Raw genomic sequence first — 24,552 nt, 5'->3', positions numbered from 1 at the left:
GCGCTTGAATCCTTGACCCAGCTGCGGCCGTGTCTCCTTTGATCGCGGGACGACGAACTCAGGGGAACGGCGGCAACGGCGAGAGGCGCCGCCGACTCAGCAGAAACATCTTTTACGCCGGGACTTCGGAATCTAGGGGCCCGGTCAGCACAAACCGCACCACCAACGACAAGGGGAAATGCCTTGGTAGAAAGCATCGAAGTCGGACCCGGCCCATGCGACGAAGAGTCAGCGGACATCGGCAAGGCCGATTTCCCGGAACGAAATCGGGCCGAGTGCAAGGCGTTCATCAATCTGATCAAACGCGTGCTCGGTGAGCCGCCCGAGGGGGCATTGCTCTATACCAAGAGCAACCACGGCCATGACTACGGCACCTATCGCGAGGTCGCGGTGAAGATCACGGCGACCAACCCGGATGACCGCGATGCAGCGTATGAGTACGCATATCGGTGCGAAGGCAACTCGCCGACCGCATGGGATGACGAAGCCCGAGCCGAACTCGCGCAAGCCGGTTTTCCGGTCAGTGTGGAGGCCTGAGCCATGTTTCATACCATCGGCTACAAGGGACACTACATTCACCTGTCCTACGTCGATCGCGTCGAGAAGATCGAGGCGCAGATCGTTGACGCGTCCGGCGGATTCGTCCTGAAAAGTCGCCGGACGCTGATCGGCGCCAAACGCGCTATCACGCACCATATTCAGGCGAGCGGGACGCCCGCCCACTGCCGTTAGGGGAACGCTATGCGCTTCAAACGGCAGGAACGGTATGAGTTTCGCGACACTGGCCGCAAACGCGCTGCATTCGCGCGCAAGCAGCGCAAAGAGCGGGAGGCGCTCCCGCTTTTCGCGGACCAGATCGAGGCAGAGCAAATCACCGTTGATGAGGAGATGGAGCAGCGTCAACAGCAATGGGCGCGTCAGACGGTTACAGAGCGAGCCAGACGCGCGGAGGATTGGCGCAGGGGGCGCAAGCGGGTACGCGAGTATCCGGAACCCGTCCGCCGTGCATTGCTCGCCTATTGGCAGCAATGCAAGTGGCCAGCGGATCCGAGCTACTTCCTGTCAATGCTCCACATGTACGATAACAATCGCCTGTCGATACAGGTAGCGTGAGGCTACAGATATCCTCACGCTACAGATGGCGTTACGCATCCGACGCCGGCCGAGTGCCGGCATTGTCGCTTCTGGCACCGCCGCAGCGATCCAGCCGTGACGCGGCACCTCGCGCGCCAGGCTGCGCCCGTCACGCAAGCTGACGACCTCGCGTCCCGGTGAACATGCACCCCCGCTCTTGGGACTGTGCCGCGTCCCGCGGACTTGCCCCGGCGCGTGCCATCCCCTCCAGCCTCGCTGCCTGCAGCAGCTCGGTGAGCGCGCTCGCCGCGCGGGGCGTTTCGCTTCGTCGGGCAGCAGCTCTCAGTGCCGAAACCCCGTCCCCCTCGTTCGCCGTCCTTTTCTCGCGATCGTAGCCACGTCCTGCGCTGCGTCAAGGCGCGCGAGGCCGTGTCAGTCGCTATCGCTCCATCCCGCCCCACACCCCGCGCTTGAATCCTTGACCCAGCTGCGGCCGTGTCTCCTTTGATCGCGGGACGACGAACTCAGGGGAACGGCGGCAACGGCGAGAGACGCCGCCGACTCAGCAGAAACATCTTTTACGCCGGGACTTCGGAATCTAGGGACCCGGTCAGCTTTGAACCGCCAACAGGAGGCAATGATGGTCAAGGAGGGGCGCTCCATCGCAAAGGCTATCGCAGCAGGCAACTATCACCAGATCACGGTGTACAGCACAACCGAATGCGGAACGCGACGCATCGTGCGCCATTACGATCCGCCCGCTTGCGAATCATTAGACGAGGTTGTTTCGTGCTATCGCGGTCTGTTCGGGACATTGGCCGAAGGCTTCACCGCAGAAGGTAGTCGCATTGCCGGTGGCTCGATTGGAGGCCGCTTTATTCAGGATGTTTGCGACGTGACGGAGCGCCTTCGATAGGGCTGTCACGCCGTGGATTGCAGTTGGTTTGCCGTTGCATCATTTCCATCACACAGGGGGCATCACCATGAAATCGCTTTTTCTCGCTATCGCAGTAGCAGTGCTTTGTGCAGGTTGCGCAACGAGCGTCGGCAACGTCGCCATGAAGGAACAGAGCGCGGAGAGTATCAACGCGCAGATCACCGAAGGCAAGACGACCAAGGCCGAGATTCAAAGCACGCTCGGATCGCCCTCCAAGGTCAGTTTCAACGAAATGGGCGTTGAACAGTGGACGTACGAGTATGCCCGCTCGACCCCGAAGGCAATCAACTTTGTACCGATTGTCTCGGCCTTCGCACGCGGCGCAGACGTTCACAAAAAGCAATTGCTGATCTTGTTTGACGACGCTGGCCGCGTGAAGAAATTCACGTTCTCCGACTCGGTGGACGAGTTGAAGGCGGGATTGCTCGGATGACCAGAAATCTCGGCGGGCGAGGGTGCAGCGCCCGCCAAACCTGAAAGGAGAATGATGAAACCAGCCGAAGTGAAAGGCCTTGCGAAGACGCTAGGCGGACCCGAAATGTCCGATATCGCGCCCGGTGTGCCGGTGGCAGTGCAAACCGCTGCGGGGTGGATGCCCTACGTTGTGGGAGCCGAGGGCGCGCTAAAGCCCGTTGGCGATGAACCGATGCCGACCAGTGCGGCAGCGCACGCATGCGCAATTGAGTTTTGCGCCAAGCGCTTCGCCGAGGTTCTGGCCGACTGGCTAACCCCAGCGGAGCAGGCAGTAGTGGTCGAGCGAAACAGAAGCCAGATGGACCCGCTAATTTGTCACTCCCACGACTTCTGCGACGCCAATATGGCGATGCTTGACGCGCTCCAGAGCGTCGGAATCATTAGCGAGACGTTTTCGAGCTTGCCCGAAGAAGCAATGATCCTTTGGTGTGCTGCGTGGGATGAAGCGAAGCGTAGCGGGTTCTATTTTGAGATTGCGGGCTGAGACTCGCCCTCGACCTGGCGGTTACTGAAACGGAGCAAACCTTGCAACTCGATACCCAGCGCATCCAGACCCGCAACCCCTTGGGGATCTTAGTCGTCTCGTTTAACGTCCTGCGCGACGGAATAGTGGTCGACAACGTCCCCACGCAAAGTCTTGCCTTCGAGCGCATGGATGCCATTTGGGCCAAACGCCCGGAATCCGACAAGGTTGCCGAACAGCTTTACTCCGGCGACTAATCCCAGCATGACAGGGCACGCAGCGTCGCGCGCCCGCAGCTATCGTGCCGGGGCGCGGCACCTTGCATTCCTGTCTGACGCCAGGCACGCAAGCCGCCACCTTCGCGCCCCGGAATCTCGAGACGCCCGCTCTTGGGGCTACGCCGCTCCGCGGTCTTGCCCCGGCGCGTGCCATCCCCTCCAGCTTCGCCGCCTGCAGCGGCTCAGTGAGCGCGCTCGCCGCGCGGGGCGTTTTCCCTCGCGACATACCTGCCTGGCGAAATCTCCGTCCCCTGTGTTCTCGTCCTTTTCGCGACAGTAGCTGCTCGCGCTTGCCGGTCAAGGCGGGCGTGACCGTGTTGTCGCTTCGCGACTGCCCGCACCACCTCCCGCCCTTGAATCCTTGACCGTCGCACGCTTCGCGCTCCTTTTGTCGCGGGACGATGAACTCAGGGGAACGGCGGCAGCTTCGGAAGGAAGCCGTCGACTCGGGAAAACAACTTAGGCCGGGACTTCAGAATCTTGGGGCCCGGCGGTCCCACTCAACCCGTAACACCTATCTTTTCTAAAGGAACCGCTATGGAAACCGTGAACGCCCAAGATGCCAACGTGAACGCAACGGACAATGCGCCCGCAGTTGAACTGCCGAACGCGCTAAGCGCAGGCTCCGGAATCGAGATGATTCCCCTCCGGTTGCTGGTCGCGTCGCCGTACAACCAGCGCCAGAAACCGCGCACCGAGGCGACCATCTTGCAGTTCGCGGACAACATAAGGGCGGTCGGTCTGCTGCAGAATCTCGTCGTCCATCCGATGAAGAAGCGCGCGAAGAAGGAACAGACCTACGGCGTGGACGCTGGCGAGACGCGTCGCCTCGGTCTGTTGGTGAATGTCGAGCGCGGGGATATCACGCTCGATCATCTGGTCCCTTGCAAGAAGATTTCGGAAGCGGACGCTATCCTCGCCAGCGCCACCGAGAATGACCTGCGCAAGCCCCCGCATCCGGCGGATCAGTTCATCGCCTACAAAGCTCTCACGGACCAAGGCCGCAGTCCCGAATTCATCGCGGCGGTGTTCAAGGTCACGCCGAAAACTGTGGCCGGTCATCTGAAACTGGCGAGCGTATCGCCCAAGCTGTTCGACCTCTTCGCGGACGACGAAATGGAGCTTGAACAGATTCAAGCGCTTGCGATGACCGACGATCATGAGACACAGGAAGCTGTGTGGTTTGGCGCTCAGAGCGATTGGGCGCGTAACCCCCGCGAACTGCGCGCCCGTCTTAAAGGCGACAAGCTGTCGCTGAATGACCGCATGGTGCGCTTCGTTACAGTCGAGGCGTATGAAGCCGCAGGCGGCATGGTCGAACGCGATCTCTTTTCGGAGAACGACGAAGGTTTCATTCTGAACCGCGACGTGTTGATGCGCGTCTTTGATCAACGAGTCGCCAGCGAAGTCAAAACCATCGAGGCCGAAGGCTGGGCTTGGGTCGAATCGCGCCCGAAGTTCGACTACGACGAGCATAACCAGTTCACGCAACTGTACGCCCAACCGGCCCCACTGAACCCGGAGCAACAGCAACACTTCGACGCGCTGCAAAAGCGCTACGACGAAGTCACGGACGCGCTCCAGGCGCATTACGACGTGGACGAAGGGGAGGACGGACATCTGAGCGACGAGGCCGTTGAAGCGCTCGAAGCTGAGGACAACAAGCTGGCTTGCGAAATCGCCGAAATCGAGGAACGCGAAGGTGAATTCACGCCCGCACAGATGCAGGTCAGCGGCGCTATCGTCTACGTGAGCCATAACGGTGGCCTCACTGTGCATCGTGGCCTTGTTCGCCGCGAAGATCGCGAGGAAGCGCGCACGATGATGCAGGACAGCGGTGTCGAGCTTCCACGCAGCATGACGAAGAAGGAAAAGGGTGTTCACTCGGAAAAGCTTGTCCTGAATCTGACCGCTCACCGCACGGCAGCGGTCCAGTCGGCACTCGCGATGAACCCGAATGTTGCGCTTGTCACCATCGTGCATAAGCTTGCGCTCGATTTCCTCTATACCGGCTATATCGACGGTGCGAGCGTTGTTCAGGTCAGCAGCAGGGAAGCGTTTAACGATATGAGCCGTGCCGCCCCCGAACTGGAGCAGAACGAGCACGCGCGCGGACTGCGCGAATACGTGCAGACGTGGCGCAAGCTGCTGCCCGCGAATCCGAACGAGCTTTTCGGGTGGCTCCTTGAGCAGCCGCAAGATCGCCTCCTGAACGTTCTATCGGTCTGCACCGCGCTGAGCATCAACGGCGTGAGCCGCAACGACGCCCCCAATGCGGTCAACGCAATTGCCGGTGCGCTTGACCTAAACCTGTCGGCCTACTGGCAACCGACCCGCGAGAGCTATCTGAACCATGTGTCGAAGGATCGCATCGTCGCCGTGGTCAGCGGGGTGGTCTCGGCGGAAGAAGGCAAACGACTCGCCAAGATGAAGAAGGGCGAAGCAGCGGAAGCTGCCGAAAAGTTGCTCGCTGGCAAGAACTGGTTGCCCGAATTCATGTCCGCAGCCGAAGTGCATCAGGTCCGCTATTACGCCAACGACGCGGACGATGATATGGACGAAACAGATGACGAACAAGGCGGCGACGCAAGCGGAACAGAGCTTGCCGATCACGTGGAAGCTGCGGAAGGCGAAACGTCCCACGTCAGCGACAACGCCGAGCCGTGGCACTTCCCGAAGGCGGCAGACTTCGCCCCACAGGGCGATGACGTAGACGCGGCACCGAAAAACGTCGTGCGCGCCATCGGCACCGCACCCGCTCTCAACCCTGCCGCAGCCTGGCCGTTCCCGCCGACCAACCCCGCCACATTCAAGGCAGTCCAGCAAGCAGCCTGATACCGACTCTCTCCCCTCGGGTCTTCGGACCCTTTAGCCCCGCTTCGCAGCGGGGTTTTTTTTCGCCTCAATGCAGGGACGTGGTTCCCGGGTTCGTCACGCCCAAAGTGCGCCGCGGCTTTCCTCCGGTACGCGCCTGCCGGCGCTACACACCGTCGGAAAGCCGCGGCGGGAATGGGAATCGGCTTTGCCGACCGAAGGGGGAACCCCGTACCGGTTCCCCCTTGGAACCCCTTCCCCCGGCCTGTCAACGATTGCGAAATATAAATTGTAGTCAGTCCGCGAAGTGATTAAAATATAGATGTCAGTTCGCCAGCGAACAGACAAAAAAGAAAACCACACGAAGAAAGCCCGAGGATGACCAACCTCTCCGCAACAAGAAACGAACCGACGCGCGCAGCAATCACCGCTATCGCGGTGACGCGCGCGCGTCGCATCGGTGCTTCATCCGTGAACTATGTGCAGAGCATTCGCACGACTCTGCCAAAGACGTTCCGATTGCGCGCGCTTCGCTCCCCCTGTCGAGATACAGGGGGCGATATGGATCATGTGCAGCAGAACGTAGGCTTTGTTGTCCCACAGAATGCTAATCGCATGACTCTGCCGCACGATCCTTCATTCGCTGAACTGCGTTCTGTTCCAGCCCGTTCCAGGACCGTGTTTCTGCCGACTGCCTGACTCTTGCCAATGCTCAGTTCGATCGTATTTGCTTTCCTTGCCGGACGTCTTTCGACACAGACTGAGCCATCGCCCGCAGTCGTGAAAGTAGCGTGGCGCCGAGTGCCCCGGTCCGTCGTTCTCGAACTGTTCGTCTGGTCACTCGTGGCTCTTTCGTCCGGCGCGCTAATCTGGATCGTTGCGCCGTTTGTGGTTGCTGTCGTCCATTTTTTTAGTCCGGTGCTCGCTTCGCATCTGAACTTTGTTGCACCACAGGGATGCTCGGTCGCACAAGGCAACTGGTTCTTGATCAAGCGTGTGATGCTTGGCTATCTTGCGTTGTCTTTGATTTGTTTTGTTGTATTTGCATGCTGGTTTGCTGCTGCACGCCGGTTTGAATCGAGGTCCGGAAAAATATTGCCGCGCTGGTCAGTGATCCTTGATGAATCGGAACATGACTGACACGTCTTTTCCGGGGCGTCTTTGCGTTGCAAAGACCGGCTATGTTGCGCTACGCCCGCAAACAGCGCGGGCTAAGCGTCGAGCCTCCGCAGGAGTCTCGCCCCTCTCCCTGCGGTCGGGGCTGCCAGCGCCTCGCCGATCGGTCGCTACGCTCCCGAAAAGTCTCACCGTGCGACCGCTGTGCTTTGTTGTTGTTGTCGTTGTTGTGCCTCGGAAGCAGTACCTTCGCCCCGCTCGCGCGGGGCTTTTTTTTCGCTGCGCTCCTCGTTCTTGCGAACGCGCTGTTGAGTCGCGCCTGCAGCGCGAGAAGGCGCTCGCCGCGCGGCGCTTAGCCTCGGTCGATCTCCGTGCCGAAACCCCGCCCCCTGTTTCCCCGTCCACCAGCGCGACAGTAGTCACGCCATCGCAGCGGTCAAGGCGCGCGGGGCCGTGTTGTCGCTGCGCGACTGCCCGCACCCACCCCGCGCTTGAATCCTTGACCGCTGCTCATGCGTGCCTCTTTTTGTCGCGGGACGAGGAACTCAGGGGAACGGCGGCAGCTTCGAAAGGAGCCGCTTTCTCGGCAAAGCACGGTACGCCGGGACTCCGAATCTAGGGGCCCGGTCAGCGCAAAAACAGGGGGTAGTGATGGATCAGCAGGCACTCGACAGCACAGAAGTCATCGTTCATCACGACGGACCGGAATTCATTGTCCGGACCGAGTTTCGCACCGAAGTTCATGACGATGCAGACGCTGAAACCCAAACCCTTCTCTTTACGCTTTCCCGTGACGCCGATATCGAGGCGATCAAGCAGGCGTTGAGCATTTATCGGCGTGCGTTTCAGAAGGGTGTTGCTGAAGGTCGCCGCGCCAAGCTCGCGGAATTCCGCGTATGGCTTTCCGAATAACCTCACAGAGTCGAACCTGACATGTACGCCATCATGACCAGAAGAAACTCCGCCGCAGAAGACCGCGCCCTGGCTCAAACGCTCGCATCCGCCCGGCATTCGCGCGTGACGCCCCGCAATGCTGCCACCGGCACTGCATCGCAGCTTTCAGCTACCCAACGCGCCAAGCTGACAGAACCCGGGCAACGGCTGTTTCTGGCTGTACCGAGCGGCGATCAGCCTCAGGCGCGCGCGCTTGGTGCCGAGTGGGACAGAGAACAGCGCGTGTGCTGGATCCCCGCGTCGGCAGACCGGACCCCGTTTTCGAAGTGGCTGCTTGACGGCAACGCGCTCCAGACGGTTGGTCTGAACGAGTCGGAGGTGCTCGCGTCGTTCGCGGACGCGATGGAAGACTACGGCCTGCAGCGAGAGACACCCGTCGCCGATGGAAAATGGCATAACGTCCTGCTCAAAGGCGCGAAAGGGCAGAAGAAGGGCGCCTATATCCTGAGTCTCAGTCCAGTCCCGAAAGGCTTCATCCGCAACTTTCTCGACCGCGAGGGTTCCTGGCACTACGACGGTATCCGTCTAACCCCCGAACAACGGGCCGTGCTGAACGCGCAAGAGCGCGAGCGGGCGATCGCTCGTGAACGCGAGGTCGAGCGCGAACATGCCGCGATCGCCGAGAAGACGGAAGCAATTCTGGCAACCCTCTCGGAGTCGGACGCGTCGCGCCACGGATATTGCATTCGCAAGAATGTAGGCGCTTACGGCGTGCGCGTCGCGCGAAACGGGGTCCATGACATAGCCGGCTTGTTGAATCTCGAATCGTTCCGCGGCAGCAAGGAATCCTTCCTCGTTGTTCCCGCGCGCGACGTCGACGGGAAGCTCTGGACCGTGCAGGCAATCTCCGACAGGTCGGATGGTCTGAAGCTTTTCGCGAGCGGCGCTCGCAAGAAAGGCACATTCCACATCATCGGAGCGGACGGCATCGCGGCATTGTGTGCGTGCCCGGCCGTGTTATTGGTGGAGGGCTACGCGACCGGTGCAAGCCTGTTTGAATCGACAGGCCTGCCCGTTGTCGTCTGTTTTGACGCGGGCAATCTTGTGGAGGTTGCCAAAGCCTTGCGGCCGCGCCTGCCCAAATCCCAGCCGAAGATCGTTTGCGGCGACAACGACCAGTTCTTTATCGAGAAGGCGCTTGCGAAAATTGAGACCGTCATGCCGCGCGGTCTCGCAGCGAGCGCGTCTGTCAAGGTGTTCGCCGGAAACGATTTACTCCACCGTGAGGTTAGCCTCGCGGGCTATCAGCCGGATGGAGCATGGCACCAGTCACCCAAGGGCAAGTACAAGCTCGAACTGGAGTCCATGCAGGGCGTCGTGCGATGTGTCACAGCGCATGTCGTCGCAAACGGACGCGACAACGACATCCGGCTGGTTCAGCGAAACAAAGGCCTCGAATCATCAACCGAGGCGGCCCGAGCGATTGGGGGCGTCGCCCTGCTGCCGTCTTTCGAATCAGTCGTCGGCAGGCCCACCGACTTTAATGACCTAGCAAACGCGGAAGGCCGCGCAAGGGTCGCGACGTTTGTCGCGAGCGTCCTGCCGTTTGATCTGCCTGCGCGCCACGTACAGCCCTGATGGAGGCAATGATGCCCACACTTCACTATTTCCATGAACTTTCCTCTGACCAGCGTGATGAGGCCCGGACGCTCGCCCCAAGCAACGCGCCCGAGGCTCAGTGCTACGTGGTCGGGTCCGCGGGGCAGATCATTCGCGCCGTCGAACTGAAGCCACTTTTCCCGACCGGAGAACTGGCCGCCGGCGAAGTTGTTCGCGCGCAGCTTGCCAGCGTGGGCCGGTCGGAGATCGAGTTTGCCTTGCGGCATGCAACAGGCGACTGGTCCGAAATGACTCCAGACGAGCAGGCTCGGAACCTGATCGCGATCGAGCAGGGCGGCGCCGTACTGTCCCGCTTCTCCCTACGAGCCGATCACAGCGTCTATGTGTTGACGAACGCGCAGCGTAGCAGCACCACCATCCTGGCGGGCGTCGCCCAGCCAGCCGATTTCGAGTAACGCTCACCTGCAGAGATCCGGAGGACGCGTCATGGCCAAGGCACTACGCATTTCGTTTCAAGCATTCGCGGATTTGTCCGATAACGAGCTATCCGACGTCATCCGTGAAGCCTGCGACCACTCCCGGGCCGAAGCCCGCATGTACACCGACACCGACCGCGACGCGCACCGCGCGCGCAAGCGTCGCCAGTCCCAACGCGATCGCACTGTCACCAATAACGTCACCGCAGCATCGCAGCCGTGCCGCGCTGCATAACTACAGGACTTGAAAAATCATGAGAGCACACATCGCCCTGGTTTCGATCATCGTCGCACTTGCGTGTCGAGACGCAGGCGCGTCGGACAGCTGGGCCACGGAGGTGCAGCAGGCCGTCCAGACACGCACGGCCACAGCGCCCTCAACGCGGGAGAACTGGCACGCGTTTTCGCCGGACGGCATCGGTATGCCGCTGGTGATGTTCGGCGTGTATTCCGCCCACCAATCGATCCATATGCTCGCTTACGTCTTGACCTATCGCCCCTTGCTCGAAGCGCTCGCGCAGAAGGCCCGCGAAGGCGTCACGGTGTCCGTCGTCGTTGACTATAACGAGAACATAGCGAATGACCGCGACGGATACATTCAGCGGGGCCTTGCGTACCTTGCTAGATCCGGCGCGACAGTTTGCGCGACCGACCAGTACAAGATCATGCACGACAAGGATATGGTGCTCGACGGCCGCAGCATTCAGACGGGCAGTATCAACTACACAAAAGACGGCACATTTTCGAACAGCGAGGACGCCGTGATCGAGTGGAACGATGCGGCAGGCGCAGCGGACTTTGAGCGGCACTTCCAGTCTCGCCTTGCCACGTGTCGGCCGATCTGAGCGGAGACAAAGTCATGGGCTCTCACTGGAACGATCCGACGCCTCAGCGTCCCCTGCAGCAGGTCGAGCTGGCTCCGGCACTCAACGCGGCCGTCATCCTTTCGCAGGTGCTATCGGCTCGCGTGCTGAATGGCTTGCCGATCCGGCCGACTCAATGGAACACGCTGGAGTGTCGTGTGAACGAATGGCGATTGTTGCTGGCCAACGACCGCTCACGCCAGGATCCGCTGACTCGTAGTCACCTCAACATTCTGAGGCAGCTCATGAAGGCGATCCTCGAGGAGCATCGACGTGGGGCGGACGCCGGCGCCGAAGTATGGGCCGAACTGCAGCCTATTGTCCGCGCGGCAAACGACCATCTTCAGAGCTTTCCGATGAGGGTCCGCAAGGGCACGTCGCGGCGTCGACGTCCGCCGGCGGCGGACAGCCGTGAGCAGCTGATCGACGCATGAATCGCTGAGACTCAGCAGGGTATGACCGGGCGCATGCAGACCGTTGGTCTGGCTGCGCTTTTTTTTCGTCTGTGCATTTCACCGGGTCTGAATCGTGTCTGTCATCGGCGCCCAGATGGGGAAACACAGCAACACCCAAGACAGAGAGGCGAGGGGCATTTCCGGGCGTTGCCCGGAAACCGCTATGGCGTGCTCCGCTCGCGTCGCGAGCTGCGCATCGAGCCCCTTGCGGGTCTCGACCCTTCGGGCTTTCAGCGCTTGCCTTTCGGCTGACGCCGACCAAAAGGGACTGGTGTCCCTTCTGGACATCCAACTGCCTGGAATGATGCGAACTGCGTTCGCATGAGGGCGCTCGCCGCGCGGCGTTTTCGCCCTCGCGCGGTATCCGGCCACCGCGGGCCAGTCCCCTTAGTTCGTCGTCCTGTTTCGCGACCGTAGCCCTCCGCCGTGTCCGGACAAGGGTTCGCTTCGCCGTGTCCTCACCCGTTCGGTGCTCGCCTTCGGCTCCGCTCCGCATGCGGCCTCCGGGCACGCCCTTGTCCGGCCACGGCTACGGGCTCCTTTAGTCGCGGGACGACGAACTAAGGGGACTGGCGGCAGCACGGTAGCAGCTGCCGATCGGGCAAAAACCACCCCTACGAAGGGACTCAGAATCTTGGGTCCCGGTCAGCCTGAAACCCTTAACACCAGCCGGAGCGCACAAACATGAAATCGAATCTTCTTCGCCGTATCGCTGCTTACTTTCTCGGTTGCGAGGAAGCCGCACCCATCCGCGTCATGCACACGTGGCGTCGGCAGGAAGATGACGTGCGCGCCGTGCGTCTGGAAACGGAACTGAATGGCGAGACCAAACGCGTGACGCTGTACCGCCACGCCCCCGGCTGCTGGTCTCCGATGCCCCTTTGAGGACTGCGAGCAATGAAAAACCTTCTCTCCGCATCCACGGCTAACAGAGGACTCGCCATGAACCGCATTGCTTCTTCCCTGCAGGTGGATCTGCTGATTGCTTCGAATGACGTTGTGATCACAGCAGAAGCCAGCGACGGCGTACACGTTACGGCGTATCGCGGCAAGTGCAACCGCCGCGCAATCCTTTCGTTTCTGGAGTCCGCAGGCGCGAAGGCGCGCGCGATTGTCTATAGCCATGAGGATAACGTTGGGCCTGTCGGCCTGGACGTTCTTTCGGGTGAGCCTTTCATGTGGATTGTCGCCTGAGCCGCGACGCGTCCGAATCTAACGGAGATACAACCATGCCGGACATTTCCATCGAGCAGCTCGAAGCCGCGATCAACATCTGGCGTAACCGCAAACCCAGCCCCGAGGGCAGCGATCAGGCCCCGGCGCTCTGCGCTGAAGCACGCGCGCTCGCCGACGTGTACGGCACGATGATTTTCAAGCGCCTGGTGACTGTCGATACCGCGACTTTCAACGAGGTCCAGACCGCCGCATACGCGGCAGCCACCCCCGAACGCTACGCCTGAGAGGTCCAGAAAATGCAAATCGTCTGCACGCTGCAACATGAAACCATCTCGGACGTCGATCGTGCTGGCCGTCCGTATACTCTCGCTCTGACCCACTACCACGAAGCGGAAACCGGCCAGCTAATCCGGACCCGGGGCCGCGTCATCAACACCATGAGCACTGAACAGGGGCGAGCAGCCGAAGCCGCATCCACGGAAAGCGACTGGCTCCACGCACCGGCGACCGACGAGCGAGCGGATGACTTCGCACCCGGAGCCGAGCAGCGCACGGGCCAGAGTAGCGAAATGTTGTCATGGAAGCTGATGAGGGCGACCGAAGCGGCTTGTCAAAGCGTGTGCATGGGCGAAGAGGCCGCAGATCACTACGGCTACACGTACAGCCAGTGGGACCGATGGGCTAACTGGTGGCGAGGATTCGTCGCAGGCTGGGTGAATGACGAGGTCTTTATCCAGTTGACTTTGACGCGCCGGATCGCACGTTTCATTTCTCGCCAGCGAGGAAAAAAATCATGAGTGGACTGTGTTACGAAGATGCGTGCGAGGAGATCATCACGCGCGCGGAAGCAGAGGCGGAGATTGCGAAGCATGACTGCGATGGCGGGTTTACGGCATTCCTTGCGGAAGTTGGCGACCGCGCCGAATATCAGGGAAAGGAAGTGCTCGACTGGCTTGGATACTGAGGCAAACATGCAATTCAATCCCGTTTTGGATACCGAGCAGTTGCACGACGCGCTCACCGGCGTCCCCCTCGCAGGCGTCGCACCTTCCGATCTCTACCGCTGCGCGCGCTGTACATCGACGTACCGGTCAGCCAGCGTCCAGAGCCTTCGCAACCAGAACGGCGGGGCGTGCGTCGCATGCTCTGCGGTCGACACTATTCGAGCGATAAGCGACCCGGACGCCGGACTCGACCATGCACCCCACACGGCAGATGTCCACATGAGCCGATCCGGTATCAAGCTGATCGCCGAGGCGGTCAGAGCAGGTGAACCGGACTTGCTGGCCGGGAACGAACGCGCAACCTTTTGCCTCAAAGACCTGAGCGGCACGGTGCTGACGGAGATTGCACCGCAAGTCGCGTGGACACATGCGGCGCTGTTCGCGCTGGTCGATAGCGCGGAGATCATCGAACAGGTTAAGCAAAGCGGCGGAGCTGACGCATATGTCGGTAATGTCTGGATAGGCGGGACCGAAGTTTAGGAGCAAACGGCCTGCAAGATGGGCCGTTCTTTTCCCGAGGAAATTTCAATGGCCGTCGTATCCAGCCGGACCGGGGCACGCATCGCGCCAGGCTATTGCCTGTCACGCTACGTGCAAGCGTCCCGCTCCGGAGTCAGAGAAGGTACGCTCTAGGGGCTTCGCCCCGGCGCTGGCCACCCAACGGTGCCGCAAGCGGCATGAATGAAACGCAACCCGCTAAAGCGGGACGACGGCGGCTCCCACGGCGTCATCCACCGCGGCGGGTCCAGCCTGAATTGGTCTGAGGGTGCGCGCATCTGCCGGCATCCGCATTTCTCTCAAATTCCACGCTCGAGCCGGTCGACAACAATCGCTGCACCGGCGCCATTGCAGGCTACCCGGCGATCGCCAGCTCGACGGCTGAAGCAAACACGTTTGCTGCGGCCGCTGGCCGCGACAAACCAGCGTTTTCCGGATTCTCGGGAATTGCCAGCTGCCGCCCGGCACCTGCTGAATTACCGGATCCAGTGTTTTGATCTGTGGCTACCGTCAGCGTGCTGCCGGCGCAATATGAATCATCACCACCAGCAAAGACGAAGAGGCGAGGGGCATTTCCGGGCGTTGCCCGGAAACCGCTATGGCGTGCTCCGCTCGCGTCGCGAGCTGCGCATCGAGCCCCTTGCGGGTCTCGACCCTTCGGGCTTTCAGCGCTTGCCTTTCGGCTGACGCCGACCAAAAGGGACTGGCGTCCCTTCTGGACATCCAACTGCCTGGAATGATGCGAACTGCGTTCGCATGAGGGCGCTCGCCGCGCGGCGTTTTTTGCCTCTCGCGTGACCAGGCCACCAGCGCCATTCCCCTGAGTTCGTTGCCCTTTTCGCGACAGTAGCCCTGCGCCGTGTCCGGACAAGGGTTCGCTTCGCCGTGTCCTCACCCGTTCGGTGCTCGCCTGCGGCTCCGCTCCGCATGCGGCCTCCGGGCACGCCCTTGTGCGGCCACGGCTCCGGGCTCCTTTTGTCGCCGGGACAACGAACTCAGGGGAACGGCGGCAGCACGGTAGCAGCTGCCGGCTCGGCAAAACCAAAACCTACGCCGGGACTCGAATCTAGGGGCCCGGTCAGCTTTGAACCAACACCATAGGAGCTTTAAATGCGCAAACGTCGCGGGCGTGTTCTGAATTCAACCAAAGTGCGCCGTGCCATCGTCAGGCTGAATCGGCAGGATAAAAACACGGATCGACTGAATCAGCATCGTACTGCGCCCAAGGGCTTTTCGGTCTGCGTGAACCTGATCCGCAATCGTCGCTTTTACGTGTCTGTTCGAGGCATCGAGCAAGGCGAGCGCCTGATGCGGAACAGCCGAAAGCTGGGTGTCGCTTCCGCAAGCATCGTGTCCTATGGCTTGCGCCTGAACGGCGACCGCTACTAAACCACCGGACCCATTGACCATGAAAAACACGCTTCTTCGCCGCATTGCTGCTCATTTCACCGGTGCAGATATTTCCGCCACGTTTCGCGTGATGCACACATGGCGTCGGCCCGAGGATGACGTGCGCGCCGTGCGTCTGGAAACGGTGATCAATGGCAACGCCAAGCGTGTGACGCTGTACCGCCACGCGGCAGGCAAGTGGTCCCTCATGCCCCTTTAAGGAGATATTTCGATGAACACATACAGCAACGCACTCGACGCAAGGACGCATTGGGCGCTGCATCGTATCAGCGTGATAGCGGACAACGAAATGGCCGCGAAGGATCGATTGTTCTGGGCGCTAAGCTTCGCGAAGCGCAGCGGCGACGCGAGCGGCCACGGGGATGAAGTGACCCAATGTCCGGCGCTCCTGTCCGATGTCCCCCCGTTGCGCGACGCTTTTCTGGCCGCTTTCGATGCGGTGCGCGATCGGCGACAAAAGCGGCGCACGCGCGAAGGGCTTGAGAACGAACTCGCGCAGATGGCACAGGAAGCGAACCGGGGTGGCGGGCTGTCGTATGAACTGTTCGTGAAGCGCTTTTCGCAGGAAGTGGATAACCTGCTCGAAACGGTGGAGCATCCTTTTCGGGACATCGCCATTGAGATTGCTACGAGCAAAGGCTACGCCACGCCGGAGGAACGCAGCGTGATGCAGGACGAGATCGAGGAGTCGGGCGGTTGCAGCCTCACCGGAATTGATCGCTACTGCTGCCCGTGCGGCAGGCACGAATAGCGGGATTCTGAAACCATCCCGCACGCGCCATGAGTGGCGGGAAATTGCGCATGCGAAAATTTCTCTCGTCGTCCGGCCGGACTGCATTTTCGCGGTCAGCTCGGTCGGCGCGTGCGCGGCGCCTTCTGCGCTGCGCTCCGAAGACACCACGCACGCGCCGGGGCCTGCACTCGCGATTGTGAGCAATGACTTGCTCACAATAGGTTCGTCCGATCTGCTTCCCGGCGCTTGCGCGCCGCTCAACAGATCTACCGCACGAGTATCCGCTGCGCGTCGCATTGCCTTGCAATGCCCGACGCTCGCGCATCCACGCTCCTGAGCGCTTCGCGCTCCATCGCATATCAGACCCGGCCGAAACCCAGCGGGCCCGTATCGCTATATTCGTCGCCAACGTCCCCGGCGTATCAAGGTCCCGAACGCGCACTCCAGATTCCGGGCGCACACCGCCCGGAATGATGTTCTATCGTGCTTTCGCGCCGGCTCCGTTGTCGCCTGCGCTCCAGGCGTCCTCAAATGGAAACTGCGCCCGGTCGCGAGGTTCGTGGCTGACGCCACTCGCCATGCGACCGGGCGCAGTCGTTGGACTACCCGGCGCTACTGGTTCTAATCCGCCACACTTACCACAAGCTCCACCGCCCCCCGCTTTGCCGAGTTGTCCACAACAAACATCGTTGTGGACAACTCTCGCGGCGTCCGGCTCTTGCGATTCATGGGAATCGCGGCCGTCCGTTCGGAGCCGTGGATTTGTGGAAACTGCTACGCGGGTTGTTCGACGGGCTTCTCCCGAACCGGCGCGCTTTTCTCGGCGGCCGGCTGCTCGCTCTCGCTCGACGCCGCCAGACCGACCAGCGCTTTCAGTTGCGGCACCACGTTACGCCAAACTTCGACGTCGATCGTATCGAGACGCTCTGACTTGAACAGATCGGAAATCGCCTTTCGGTTCTTATCGAGGTTTTCCCTTTCCTCACGCCTTGCCTGTTCTCTTAACGATGCGAGGAGCTTTTCGGTTTCGGCGATTTTCTCAGTGATAGACGCTGCCGGTCGGCGGCCGCGGGGCTTCTTCGGTGCTTCAGTTTTTGTGGTCATAAGAGTCCTCCTATAGTGAAGGTTGAAGTCGGGTAATTCCGGTTAGCGTGTGCCGGTGCATCATGGCTTGTTCACGCGCAAAATGCAATTCCCCGGAATTCCCCGACGCGGTTGGGGCGAGCCTTTTCCCGATATTCCGAGGCAGCAGGAAAAGTCAAAACCGCCCCCCCGAAGAGCACACACATTACGCACGTACCGTGCATGTGTCAAAACCATCGCAAGATCATGATTTATAGGGGTATTTTGCGCTCCAAAATATTTTAATCACGTCTTTTACTGATAGACATTTAACGGTAAAATGGCGCTTAGAATCAAGTAGATAGGTAGTGGTGCGAAACGCACCACTACTCCTTAAAAAACAGGCCAACCACGCGAGACCAACATGAGCCAAGAGTCCGTTCACATTCGCATCGATCGGGATGAACACGACTATCTGCGGGAAGAAGCCCGCAAACGAAAAATCTCCGCTAATGCACTCGCTCGCATTTTCGTGCGCGATGGCCTTGCGAAGTTTGACCGCCGAAATGACGCGCTCATGGAGCGGATCGACGCGCTGATAAATCTCGTCACGAAGTCAAATGTGCTCGCCGCGAGTGCGGTAGTTTCTGCAGCACTGCCGGTTGGATTGGGGGCGACGCTCGACGAGGCAATCAAGGCGCAAATGCGGAGTCACATCATGGAGGCCGTCAAGCTCGGGCAGAACATCAGCTCGACCTACGACAAAGGCACCTTCGACCAAGGGGGCGCGAATGTTTCTTCCAATTGAGATTCAGTCGATCAACCAGCCGGGGCAACTTCTGGCTGGGGAATACAAGGCGAACTGCGCCGTCTACTCGTCGCCAAACAGCAAGACGGTGGTCATGCACTACGAATACACGCGGATTGGGGCGACTGTCGCGGACGCATGCGATCTCCTGTTTGTCGAGGAATCGGGCACGACGAGAATGTGTGACTTCATCCGTATGCCGGACCGCAGCTGGCGTGACAGTTTCGGAGCAAGGTCCGACTCGCTTCTGGACTTGCTTCCCGCCGAGTTTGCCGAATACCGGCTGGTTGATGAAAGGGACATGGGGTCACAATTCGTCGGGGAGCCCGCATGAGCGAAAAGATTATTTCGGACGCCGGCGCTGGCCGCGCGCTCTTTCTGACGCGTATCAAGCTGACAGCCCATGCCATTTCAATGGCGCTTTGGGCGGGTGCGCTGCCCGGTCTTATTATCCCGTTTGTCCTGTGGCTCGCCTGTCTGTCACCCAAGGATGTTGATCTCGTAAAGGAGAATCTTGTTTCGCATATGGTGAGCGAAACGACTGCGCGGAAATGGAAAGTTCGGGACGAGGCCGGCGAGGTCAAGGTGCTCACGGTCGTGAAATCGGACGGGGGCGAGGTCCAGTTGCTTACGCCGTCGCAATTCCGCGTCGTGACCCTGCCGCTGTCGCGGCCGGTCAGGGTCTTTGGATACGTGGTCTGGTCGGCGGTCGTACTGGCCGTCCTGGGCTATATCGTCGTCTGGCGCTCGCTTGCCAAGCTTGGGAAGAATGCGCGGGAGAACAAGCGGATCGACGGCGCAAAGGATCTGGTGAAGCCGCAGGAGCTTTCGACGCTCGTGAAACGCGAGGAGCCGGGCGACTACCGTCTGCTTGATGTCCTGTTGCCACGATCGGCGCCTATGCAGGGCATTATCTTTCAAGGCGCGCAAGGCACCGGGAAGTCGCTGGGCCAGCATGACCTGATGCAACAGGTTTTTGCCCGCAAGCGCAAGGCCATCATTTACGATCCCAGCGGCGAATACTTCCGGGCCTACTATCGGCCCGGAAAGGATTTCTTCTTCAATCCGGCGCTTCTCGGGTCAGTGCCTTGGTCGATCTTTTCCGAGCTGGTGTACGCATACGATGCGAACACCCTTGCACAGGCATTCCTGCCGCCGAAGGCGGGTGTCGTTCACGGAGCTAATGCGTTTTTTGAAGATGCAGCACGCGCGCTGTTTTCGGTCATCCTGCTGCGCCTTGCTCAACGCGGGGCGAAGCACACCCGCCTGATTGCCGATGCGTTCCTTGACATGCCTGACGACGAAATGGAGTTGCTGATCCGCAAGTCCGTCGCCAGTTCCGCAGTCGGTGGTGATTCGAAGGGCCAACGTCAGGGTGTCATCAGCTCGATCGCGATTTACCTCGACGGTATTTCGGCGGTACAGGAGGGCACGTGGTCAATTCGCGATTACATCAACCGCGAAGACGACGCGCGCTTTTTCATTCTCGGCACAGATGACACGCAGGCGATGTTCACGCCGCTCTATCGTTTGTTGCTGACGGTTTCGTTCGGGCTGATCGCCGCGAAACAGGAGATCGTTCACGAGGACAAGTACTGGTACTTCCTGGACGAGGTTGCGAAACTCGGAGATATCAAGCTCGATGAGGTGCAGGCCGAACTTCGGAAATATGGCGTTTGCGTATCCGCTGGCATCCAGAGCGACAAGCAGCTCGTGACATCAATGGGACAGGACCGCGGTGAGACGGTCATGAACTGCTTTAACACGGTAGTGATGCTCCGGGCGAACGAGCCGAACATGGCCAAGCGGATGGCCGAGCGCCTCGGTCGCAGAGATATGGCTGTGGTGTCGAATGGCCAGGCCCTAGCTGTGACTGACTGGCGGGACGGCGGCAACCTGAATCAGGGCGAGCAGGAAAAGTGGCTGGTCATGCCTTCCAAGATCGGACAGATGAAGAACTGCACAGCGTATCTCCGGCTCCCCGGCGACTACCCGGCCACCTTCGTCAACTATCGTCATTGGTTGCCAAGGTGGTATCGCCTGTGGCCACGTCTGGCCCGGTTTAAGCCGATTCAGGATACGCCACCGCGCGATCCGCGATTCAAGGTAATTCGGGCGGAAGGGCAGGATGCGCTCGCGAGCGTGCGTGCAGAGACTGAACGGGAAAAGGCTGAAGCAGCACGAGCCCAGGCAGCGAAGGAGGCAATTGAAAGCGAGGGCATATGGATTGTCAAAGATCCTGAGACGGGCGAACTGGAGAAGGTTGACGGCACCGCGGTGACGCAGAGCGCACAGGCGAGGAAGCAGAGCGAAACTCCGGTGACCGACGAAGGGGGATTGTTCCAATGAAATCGATTTTCTACAAATGGCTGTTCATTCTCGGCGGCCTGATCGTCGCGATCTTCACCGTATTTTTCCAGCAGGTCCGAGCGGTCAGCGCCGACTGGCTTTCGTCCAGCCCCCCCGGCGAGGCGACGCTTCTCGATTCCGACCTTGGTTCGATCAAGGAAGTGAAATTTGTCGATGAAGGTGCCAGCATTGCGTACGTGACCGTGGGCGAATTAGCGGTCATCTCGCACCAAGGCAGTAACGCTCTGGTCGGAATCAGTCTGCACAGCAATGCACCGACGAGCACGTATCCGAGCTTGCGCATTTTCCTCAAGTCAGGAACACGGACTGTCCGGACTCTGGTGCTCGGCCCCACCGAATACACGCATGGTGGCAGTCTGGTAACCGAACAGGTTCGTATCCCGATTTCGCTCCTATCGGGTGAATCCAGCTTCACAGCTCAGGCGTTCTATGCAGATGCGGGAGACGCCAAATGATTTCGATGACTCATATCGCCGGTTCAGGTGTCGGCAACGCCGCCCGGTATCACGACAAGTCTTTCACGAAGGATGCCGGCCAGAAAGCCGACAACTACTATGTCAATGAGAAGGCCTCGGCGCACTGGCAGGGACGGGGAGCGGAACTGCTTGGCATCAGCGGCAAGGACGTCGAGCGCGAGGACTTCGTTAATTTCCTGAGTGGCAAACTGGTCAATCCAGAGACCGGCGAGATTCAGAACCTGGCGGATAACAGCAAGGGCGATGATCGGCGGGCCGGTATGGATTTCACGATTGCGCCGTCCAAGAGCGTTTCGATCGCTGGGCTGGTAGGAAAGGATGATCGCGTGGTCGAGGCCCACCTGCAGGCCAACGGGCGGGCGATGGAATGGCTGGAAAAGCACGGGGCTGTCATTCGCGTGAAAGACGAGAATGGGCGCAACAAGGCGGTCCAGGCCGGTAACCTTTTGTACGCCACGGTAATGCACGAGACGAACCGTGAAAACGAGCCACAGATCCACAGCCATAACGTAATTGTCTCGGCGGTCTATGACGAGAGCGGCAAGAAGTGGCGAAGCCTAACAAACGATCAGATGCTCAAGCTTCGGGCCAAGGCCGATGTGATCTACAAGGCCGAATTGGCTGAAGGTCTGCGGCGCGCGGGATATGAGCTGGAATATGCCAAGAACGGCGTTGATTTCGAGATCAAGGGTTTTACGCCGGAGCATTTAGAGACCTACGCAAGCCGGAAGGCACAGATCAAGGAGGCGTTGATCAAGCGCGGTATTGAACCGGGTGAGGCGAGCTTCGATGCCCGGCAGGCAGCTGCGCTGGATAGTCGATCGGCGAAGCAGGAGCTTCCCCGTGATGCGCTTCAGGCCATCTGGCAGGAGACAGCCCAGCAGGCCGGTTTAAAGGTCGAGAACATCGTGAACGCCGCGAGGGAGCGGTCCGGCTATTCGGCTCCCGAGCAGGTGCAATCTCAGGGGCAGACAGCGACCAATGAACAGACCCAGCAACCTGGGCCGACCGCTGCCCGTGCCACGACGAAACCCGTTCGCGAGGTCGACGAGAAGGCGCGCAAAGCCGGTGTACGTGCGGTGTCGTGGGCTATTGAACATCTGACGGAGCGTGAGCAGTCGTTCAGTCTGGCCGAGTTGGAAGAGACCGCGGTAAGGTTCAGTCGCGGCGGTATCAATGCGGTCGATTGGGCGGTCGAACAGCACGTGAAAAACCATTTAATCGTCGAGCGGGGAACCGACGATGACGGCGTGCTGATGTACACCACCCACAAGGCTATTGACAGCGAAATGCGGCTTGCCGAGAACATCCGTGCCGGCATGGCAAAGGGAAATGTCGTTCTTTCGGACCGTGAGGAGTTCGTGTCAGCGGTCAAAGCGTTCAACGCGAAGATGGAACTGGAGACCAATGGCAAGTTCGAGCTTTCGCGTGAACAGGTTCGGGCGGCCTATAACGTCCTGATGCATCCGGATACCTATCAGGGCATCCAGGGCGAGGCTGGAACGGGCAAGACTGCTGCACTGGCTATGGTGAACGACGTAGCAACCGCCAAGGGTTGGGAAGTGATCGGCGTGGCGACGTCTGCGGCCGCAGCGAAGGAACTGGAGGCCGCAAGTGGCATCAAGAGTGACACCGTAGCAGGTTACTTCGCCACCCAGGAGAACCGCATCAAGGCGACCGAGCTGCGGCTCGAGGAGCTACGCGCAGCGATCAACGCGGACACCAAGATCCGCGATATGCCGGCGTCAAGGATCGAATCCCGGCGCCTCGACGTTGCCGGCGCGGACATCGACTACGGCCAGCATCGGTACACATTCGATCATCAACGAGGCGAGGTATTCCGGTCGCCGGATGATTTCCGCAATGCGATCGGAGTGATGCTGACGGGTGTCGCCAATCGAAACCGTGACGCGGCCGCGGAAGCTCGCGAGAGTGCCGCTACCTTCGGCCAGCGTGTTCGGGCCGGGGCGTTGAACACCGGCGTTGAGTTCGCGGAATCGCTGGGTCGACGGTTCACCACGTTCGAACAGGTTGGCACCGTGGAGGCCGTTGCGGCACGAAACACTCTCTATCTGGACAAGGACGGAGCGGGTAGTGAGCTGAAGCGGGAGTACGAGACGAAACAGGCCGAACTGGCGAACCTCAAACGCTTTGGCAATGCAGAAGGCCGGAAAACCCTAATCGTTATGGACGAATCGTCGCTGACCGGGGCATTCGACACGGAGAAGATCTCGAACCTCGCTCGCGAGATCGGCGCGCGAGTCGTGTTTCAGGGCGATACGAAGCAGCACGGGAGTGTGGCAGCCGGCCGGGCTTTCGAGCAGGCGCAAAACTCCGGGATGAAGGTATCGGTGCTGCAGGAGACCCGCCGCTTCGACAAGGCGACGCAACAGACCAAACAGGCGTTGCTGGACATGAAGGCGGGCCAGTATGCGACGGCGATAGGACGCCTGGATACCCGCGTGGTCGAGGAGGACGCGCTGGCCCGCGAGGTAGCACAACGTTATCTGACCAACATGATCGAGTTGAAGGAGCGGGGCCCTGAAAATCCGAGGGTTGGTGTCGTTGCCGTCACGAACAACGACCGCAAGGCGATCAACGCGGAGATCCATGGTCTGCTTGCAGAGAAGGGGCTTATCTCAGACAAGTCGTTTCCGAAACGACATTTGGACGATCCCAAGCTAACCGAGGCCGAGCAAACGCAGGCCGTGATGCTCCAGCAGAAGTTTGTGGACACACTAATCTTTCGAAAGACGTACCGTGAAATCGGCGTTGAGAAGGGCGACGTCATTTCAGTTGTCGGCTATGACCTGTCCGCTAACCGGATCATCGCGGTGAATTCGCAAGGCAAGAAGGTCGAGATCAATCCCCAGCGGCAAGACTACTTTTCTCCGGCGAAACTTGAGGACCGCGAGTACGCCGCCGGCGATCGCATCGAGACACGCGCGATCATCCGGTTGGAAAATCAGGACCGCAAGCGGATTGCCAACGGCACACCTGGCGTGATTACCGAGATCGACGCCAAGGGAGCCAAAATCAGATGGACCGACAATGAAAAGGGCGCCAAGAGCCGACAGGACGGGGAGCGATCTGAGTCGTATCTGACAAACGCCGAGTTGAGGTTCATCGATCATGCGTACGCGCATACCTCGTACAAGGAGCAGGGCGCGACAAACGACCGGGAGATCATTGCGGTCAGTGAGGTAGGCGCAAAGGTGTTCAATAAGCAGGCCGCCTACGTCGCAGCGTCGCGCGCCAAGGACAACACCGAAATTGTCACTTCGGCTCTCGATGCTCTCAAGAAGAACGCAGGGAAGGACGTCGAGAAAACGACAGCGATTGACATGGAGAAGCAGCCGGAACGGACACAGGCTCGAACGACCCAGCAGAATCTCAACCAAGGCCGAGATCCGGGACGGCAGCAGCAACCGGGCCGTTCTGGTGTGCAGCAGACGCCGGCCGATAAGGTCAAGGACAAGGGGCAGATCCTGGAGCTTTGATCGTTACTCGACGCTCTAATGAAAAACGGCCCGCTCGAATCGCAGCGGGCC

31 protein-coding genes are annotated in these 24,552 nt (G+C 60.2%); 30 read left to right on the top strand and 1 reads right to left on the bottom strand.

Features of this window, described 5'->3' with window-relative positions; all coding sequences use genetic code 11:
* Positions 1–183 precede the first annotated feature (183 nt).
* The 25 genes from FFS45_RS08325 to FFS45_RS08210 all read left to right on the top strand — a co-directional run bounded on the left by FFS45_RS08325 (position 184) and on the right by FFS45_RS08210 (position 16,303).
* Positions 184–537, top strand: a complete 354-nt coding sequence (locus FFS45_RS08325; protein WP_137954141.1) for a hypothetical protein — start codon at positions 184–186, stop codon at positions 535–537.
* A gap of 3 nt (positions 538–540) precedes the next feature.
* Positions 541–732 carry a hypothetical protein gene (locus tag FFS45_RS08320; RefSeq protein WP_063501154.1) on the top strand — a complete coding sequence of 64 codons (192 nt, stop codon included), beginning with the start codon at positions 541–543 and terminating at the stop codon, positions 730–732.
* A 9-nt stretch (positions 733–741) separates the two neighbouring features.
* Entirely contained in the window at positions 742–1,113 is a 372-nt protein-coding gene (locus FFS45_RS08315; RefSeq protein WP_063501155.1) for a hypothetical protein, read from the top strand.
* 598 nt (positions 1,114–1,711) lie between these two features.
* Positions 1,712–1,990, top strand: a complete 279-nt coding sequence (locus FFS45_RS08310; protein ID WP_137954140.1) for a hypothetical protein — start codon at positions 1,712–1,714, stop codon at positions 1,988–1,990.
* Positions 1,991–2,057: 67 nt separating this feature from the next.
* A complete protein-coding gene (gene bamE, locus FFS45_RS08305) occupies positions 2,058–2,444 on the top strand; it encodes an outer membrane protein assembly factor BamE (RefSeq protein ID WP_062092944.1) in 387 nt (128 codons plus the stop codon).
* Positions 2,445–2,549: 105 nt separating this feature from the next.
* Positions 2,550–2,969, top strand: a complete 420-nt coding sequence (locus FFS45_RS08300; protein ID WP_137954139.1) for a hypothetical protein — start codon at positions 2,550–2,552, stop codon at positions 2,967–2,969.
* 41 nt (positions 2,970–3,010) lie between these two features.
* Positions 3,011–3,205, top strand: coding sequence for a hypothetical protein (locus tag FFS45_RS08295; RefSeq protein WP_137954138.1), 195 nt, complete (start codon positions 3,011–3,013; stop codon positions 3,203–3,205).
* A gap of 558 nt (positions 3,206–3,763) precedes the next feature.
* A complete protein-coding gene (locus FFS45_RS08290; RefSeq protein ID WP_063501158.1) occupies positions 3,764–6,061 on the top strand; it encodes a hypothetical protein in 2,298 nt (765 codons plus the stop codon).
* A gap of 687 nt (positions 6,062–6,748) precedes the next feature.
* Positions 6,749–7,180: a hypothetical protein gene (locus tag FFS45_RS08285; protein ID WP_063501159.1), complete on the top strand. Its 432-nt coding sequence runs from the start codon at positions 6,749–6,751 to the stop codon at positions 7,178–7,180.
* Between the two features lie 627 nt (positions 7,181–7,807).
* Positions 7,808–8,068, top strand: coding sequence for a hypothetical protein (locus tag FFS45_RS08280; RefSeq protein WP_137954137.1), 261 nt, complete (start codon positions 7,808–7,810; stop codon positions 8,066–8,068).
* Positions 8,069–8,089: 21 nt separating this feature from the next.
* Positions 8,090–9,688, top strand: a complete 1,599-nt coding sequence (locus FFS45_RS08275; RefSeq protein WP_137954136.1) for a DUF5710 domain-containing protein — start codon at positions 8,090–8,092, stop codon at positions 9,686–9,688.
* Between the two features lie 8 nt (positions 9,689–9,696).
* Positions 9,697–10,125 carry a hypothetical protein gene (locus tag FFS45_RS08270; protein ID WP_137954135.1) on the top strand — a complete coding sequence of 143 codons (429 nt, stop codon included), beginning with the start codon at positions 9,697–9,699 and terminating at the stop codon, positions 10,123–10,125.
* Between the two features lie 31 nt (positions 10,126–10,156).
* Positions 10,157–10,381, top strand: a complete 225-nt coding sequence (locus FFS45_RS08265; RefSeq protein WP_137954134.1) for a hypothetical protein — start codon at positions 10,157–10,159, stop codon at positions 10,379–10,381.
* A 19-nt stretch (positions 10,382–10,400) separates the two neighbouring features.
* Positions 10,401–10,991 (top strand): phospholipase D-like domain-containing protein, encoded by a 591-nt coding sequence (locus FFS45_RS08260; RefSeq protein WP_137954133.1) that lies wholly within the window; start codon positions 10,401–10,403, stop codon positions 10,989–10,991.
* On the top strand, positions 10,976–11,443 hold the full coding sequence (locus tag FFS45_RS08255; RefSeq protein ID WP_137954132.1) for a hypothetical protein: 468 nt from the start codon (positions 10,976–10,978) through the stop codon (positions 11,441–11,443). Before FFS45_RS08260 ends, FFS45_RS08255 begins: the two co-directional genes overlap by 16 nt.
* A 705-nt stretch (positions 11,444–12,148) precedes the next feature.
* On the top strand, positions 12,149–12,349 hold the full coding sequence (locus FFS45_RS08250) for a hypothetical protein (RefSeq protein ID WP_063501167.1): 201 nt from the start codon (positions 12,149–12,151) through the stop codon (positions 12,347–12,349).
* Positions 12,350–12,361: 12 nt separating this feature from the next.
* Positions 12,362–12,658 (top strand): hypothetical protein, encoded by a 297-nt coding sequence (locus FFS45_RS08245; protein WP_236721173.1) that lies wholly within the window; start codon positions 12,362–12,364, stop codon positions 12,656–12,658.
* 35 nt (positions 12,659–12,693) lie between these two features.
* Positions 12,694–12,924: a DUF3717 domain-containing protein gene (locus tag FFS45_RS08240; protein WP_063501169.1), complete on the top strand. Its 231-nt coding sequence runs from the start codon at positions 12,694–12,696 to the stop codon at positions 12,922–12,924.
* Between the two features lie 12 nt (positions 12,925–12,936).
* Positions 12,937–13,437: a hypothetical protein gene (locus FFS45_RS08235; protein ID WP_137954131.1), complete on the top strand. Its 501-nt coding sequence runs from the start codon at positions 12,937–12,939 to the stop codon at positions 13,435–13,437.
* Positions 13,434–13,604: a hypothetical protein gene (locus FFS45_RS41665; RefSeq protein WP_171029602.1), complete on the top strand. Its 171-nt coding sequence runs from the start codon at positions 13,434–13,436 to the stop codon at positions 13,602–13,604. Before FFS45_RS08235 ends, FFS45_RS41665 begins: the two co-directional genes overlap by 4 nt.
* Positions 13,605–13,611: 7 nt before the next feature.
* On the top strand, positions 13,612–14,124 hold the full coding sequence (locus FFS45_RS08230; protein ID WP_082855571.1) for a hypothetical protein: 513 nt from the start codon (positions 13,612–13,614) through the stop codon (positions 14,122–14,124).
* Positions 14,125–14,325: 201 nt separating this feature from the next.
* Positions 14,326–14,829 (top strand): hypothetical protein, encoded by a 504-nt coding sequence (locus FFS45_RS08225; RefSeq protein ID WP_137954130.1) that lies wholly within the window; start codon positions 14,326–14,328, stop codon positions 14,827–14,829.
* A gap of 423 nt (positions 14,830–15,252) precedes the next feature.
* Positions 15,253–15,531 carry a hypothetical protein gene (locus tag FFS45_RS08220; RefSeq protein WP_062085536.1) on the top strand — a complete coding sequence of 93 codons (279 nt, stop codon included), beginning with the start codon at positions 15,253–15,255 and terminating at the stop codon, positions 15,529–15,531.
* 19 nt (positions 15,532–15,550) lie between these two features.
* Entirely contained in the window at positions 15,551–15,751 is a 201-nt protein-coding gene (locus FFS45_RS08215) for a hypothetical protein (RefSeq protein WP_063501172.1), read from the top strand.
* Between the two features lie 12 nt (positions 15,752–15,763).
* A complete protein-coding gene (locus FFS45_RS08210) occupies positions 15,764–16,303 on the top strand; it encodes a hypothetical protein (RefSeq protein ID WP_137954129.1) in 540 nt (179 codons plus the stop codon).
* A gap of 756 nt (positions 16,304–17,059) precedes the next feature.
* Here FFS45_RS08210 and FFS45_RS08205 read toward each other — a convergent pair.
* Positions 17,060–17,389, bottom strand: a complete 330-nt coding sequence (locus tag FFS45_RS08205) for a hypothetical protein (RefSeq protein ID WP_137954128.1) — start codon at positions 17,387–17,389, stop codon at positions 17,060–17,062.
* 382 nt (positions 17,390–17,771) lie between these two features.
* Between FFS45_RS08205 and FFS45_RS08200 the strand changes: the two genes are divergently transcribed.
* From FFS45_RS08200 to mobF, 5 genes are read left to right on the top strand one after another with little or no spacing between them, the layout of a single operon-like run.
* On the top strand, positions 17,772–18,155 hold the full coding sequence (locus FFS45_RS08200) for a hypothetical protein (RefSeq protein WP_062085528.1): 384 nt from the start codon (positions 17,772–17,774) through the stop codon (positions 18,153–18,155).
* The gene (locus tag FFS45_RS08195; protein WP_137954127.1) at positions 18,139–18,489 is read left to right on the top strand and encodes a hypothetical protein; all 351 of its coding nucleotides are present in this window, start codon (positions 18,139–18,141) and stop codon (positions 18,487–18,489) included. Before FFS45_RS08200 ends, FFS45_RS08195 begins: the two co-directional genes overlap by 17 nt.
* Positions 18,486–20,504: a type IV secretion system DNA-binding domain-containing protein gene (locus FFS45_RS08190; protein WP_137954126.1), complete on the top strand. Its 2,019-nt coding sequence runs from the start codon at positions 18,486–18,488 to the stop codon at positions 20,502–20,504. The genes FFS45_RS08195 and FFS45_RS08190 overlap by 4 nt, the downstream gene beginning before the upstream one ends.
* Positions 20,501–20,980 (top strand): hypothetical protein, encoded by a 480-nt coding sequence (locus FFS45_RS08185; protein ID WP_063501177.1) that lies wholly within the window; start codon positions 20,501–20,503, stop codon positions 20,978–20,980. Before FFS45_RS08190 ends, FFS45_RS08185 begins: the two co-directional genes overlap by 4 nt.
* A complete protein-coding gene (mobF, locus tag FFS45_RS08180; RefSeq protein ID WP_249362719.1) occupies positions 20,977–24,501 on the top strand; it encodes a MobF family relaxase in 3,525 nt (1,174 codons plus the stop codon). Before FFS45_RS08185 ends, mobF begins: the two co-directional genes overlap by 4 nt.
* Positions 24,502–24,552: the final 51 nt, after the last annotated feature.

Source organism: Burkholderia sp. 4M9327F10, from assembly GCF_005503145.1.
Classification (GTDB): Bacteria; Pseudomonadota; Gammaproteobacteria; order Burkholderiales; family Burkholderiaceae; genus Paraburkholderia.
This window is presented reverse-complemented; position numbering and strand designations above follow the sequence as displayed.

Bases quoted from the DNA above. Each gene is read 5' to 3' on its own strand.
- FFS45_RS08285 (WP_063501159.1), top strand. From the start codon at position 6,749: ATGCTCAGTTCGATCGTATTTGCTTTCCTTGCCGGACGTCTTTCGACA.
- FFS45_RS08195 (WP_137954127.1), top strand. From the start codon at position 18,139: ATGTTTCTTCCAATTGAGATTCAGTCGATCAACCAGCCGGGGCAACTT.
- FFS45_RS08300 (WP_137954139.1), top strand. From the start codon at position 2,550: ATGTCCGATATCGCGCCCGGTGTGCCGGTGGCAGTGCAAACCGCTGCG.
- FFS45_RS08245 (WP_236721173.1), top strand. From the start codon at position 12,362: ATGAAAAACCTTCTCTCCGCATCCACGGCTAACAGAGGACTCGCCATG.
- FFS45_RS08215 (WP_063501172.1), top strand. From the start codon at position 15,551: ATGAAAAACACGCTTCTTCGCCGCATTGCTGCTCATTTCACCGGTGCA.
- mobF (WP_249362719.1), top strand. From the start codon at position 20,977: ATGATTTCGATGACTCATATCGCCGGTTCAGGTGTCGGCAACGCCGCC.
- FFS45_RS08225 (WP_137954130.1), top strand. From the start codon at position 14,326: ATGAAACGCAACCCGCTAAAGCGGGACGACGGCGGCTCCCACGGCGTC.
- FFS45_RS08235 (WP_137954131.1), top strand. From the start codon at position 12,937: ATGCAAATCGTCTGCACGCTGCAACATGAAACCATCTCGGACGTCGAT.
- FFS45_RS08265 (WP_137954134.1), top strand. From the start codon at position 10,157: ATGGCCAAGGCACTACGCATTTCGTTTCAAGCATTCGCGGATTTGTCC.
- FFS45_RS08250 (WP_063501167.1), top strand. From the start codon at position 12,149: ATGAAATCGAATCTTCTTCGCCGTATCGCTGCTTACTTTCTCGGTTGC.
- FFS45_RS08210 (WP_137954129.1), top strand. From the start codon at position 15,764: ATGAACACATACAGCAACGCACTCGACGCAAGGACGCATTGGGCGCTG.
- FFS45_RS08200 (WP_062085528.1), top strand. From the start codon at position 17,772: ATGAGCCAAGAGTCCGTTCACATTCGCATCGATCGGGATGAACACGAC.
- FFS45_RS08220 (WP_062085536.1), top strand. From the start codon at position 15,253: ATGCGCAAACGTCGCGGGCGTGTTCTGAATTCAACCAAAGTGCGCCGT.
- FFS45_RS08190 (WP_137954126.1), top strand. From the start codon at position 18,486: ATGAGCGAAAAGATTATTTCGGACGCCGGCGCTGGCCGCGCGCTCTTT.
- FFS45_RS08280 (WP_137954137.1), top strand. From the start codon at position 7,808: ATGGATCAGCAGGCACTCGACAGCACAGAAGTCATCGTTCATCACGAC.
- FFS45_RS08205 (WP_137954128.1), bottom strand. From the start codon at position 17,389: ATGACCACAAAAACTGAAGCACCGAAGAAGCCCCGCGGCCGCCGACCG.
- FFS45_RS08275 (WP_137954136.1), top strand. From the start codon at position 8,090: ATGTACGCCATCATGACCAGAAGAAACTCCGCCGCAGAAGACCGCGCC.
- FFS45_RS08230 (WP_082855571.1), top strand. From the start codon at position 13,612: ATGCAATTCAATCCCGTTTTGGATACCGAGCAGTTGCACGACGCGCTC.
- FFS45_RS08315 (WP_063501155.1), top strand. From the start codon at position 742: ATGCGCTTCAAACGGCAGGAACGGTATGAGTTTCGCGACACTGGCCGC.
- FFS45_RS08270 (WP_137954135.1), top strand. From the start codon at position 9,697: ATGATGCCCACACTTCACTATTTCCATGAACTTTCCTCTGACCAGCGT.
- bamE (WP_062092944.1), top strand. From the start codon at position 2,058: ATGAAATCGCTTTTTCTCGCTATCGCAGTAGCAGTGCTTTGTGCAGGT.
- FFS45_RS08240 (WP_063501169.1), top strand. From the start codon at position 12,694: ATGCCGGACATTTCCATCGAGCAGCTCGAAGCCGCGATCAACATCTGG.
- FFS45_RS08260 (WP_137954133.1), top strand. From the start codon at position 10,401: ATGAGAGCACACATCGCCCTGGTTTCGATCATCGTCGCACTTGCGTGT.
- FFS45_RS08320 (WP_063501154.1), top strand. From the start codon at position 541: ATGTTTCATACCATCGGCTACAAGGGACACTACATTCACCTGTCCTAC.
- FFS45_RS08310 (WP_137954140.1), top strand. From the start codon at position 1,712: ATGATGGTCAAGGAGGGGCGCTCCATCGCAAAGGCTATCGCAGCAGGC.
- FFS45_RS41665 (WP_171029602.1), top strand. From the start codon at position 13,434: ATGAGTGGACTGTGTTACGAAGATGCGTGCGAGGAGATCATCACGCGC.
- FFS45_RS08290 (WP_063501158.1), top strand. From the start codon at position 3,764: ATGGAAACCGTGAACGCCCAAGATGCCAACGTGAACGCAACGGACAAT.
- FFS45_RS08185 (WP_063501177.1), top strand. From the start codon at position 20,501: ATGAAATCGATTTTCTACAAATGGCTGTTCATTCTCGGCGGCCTGATC.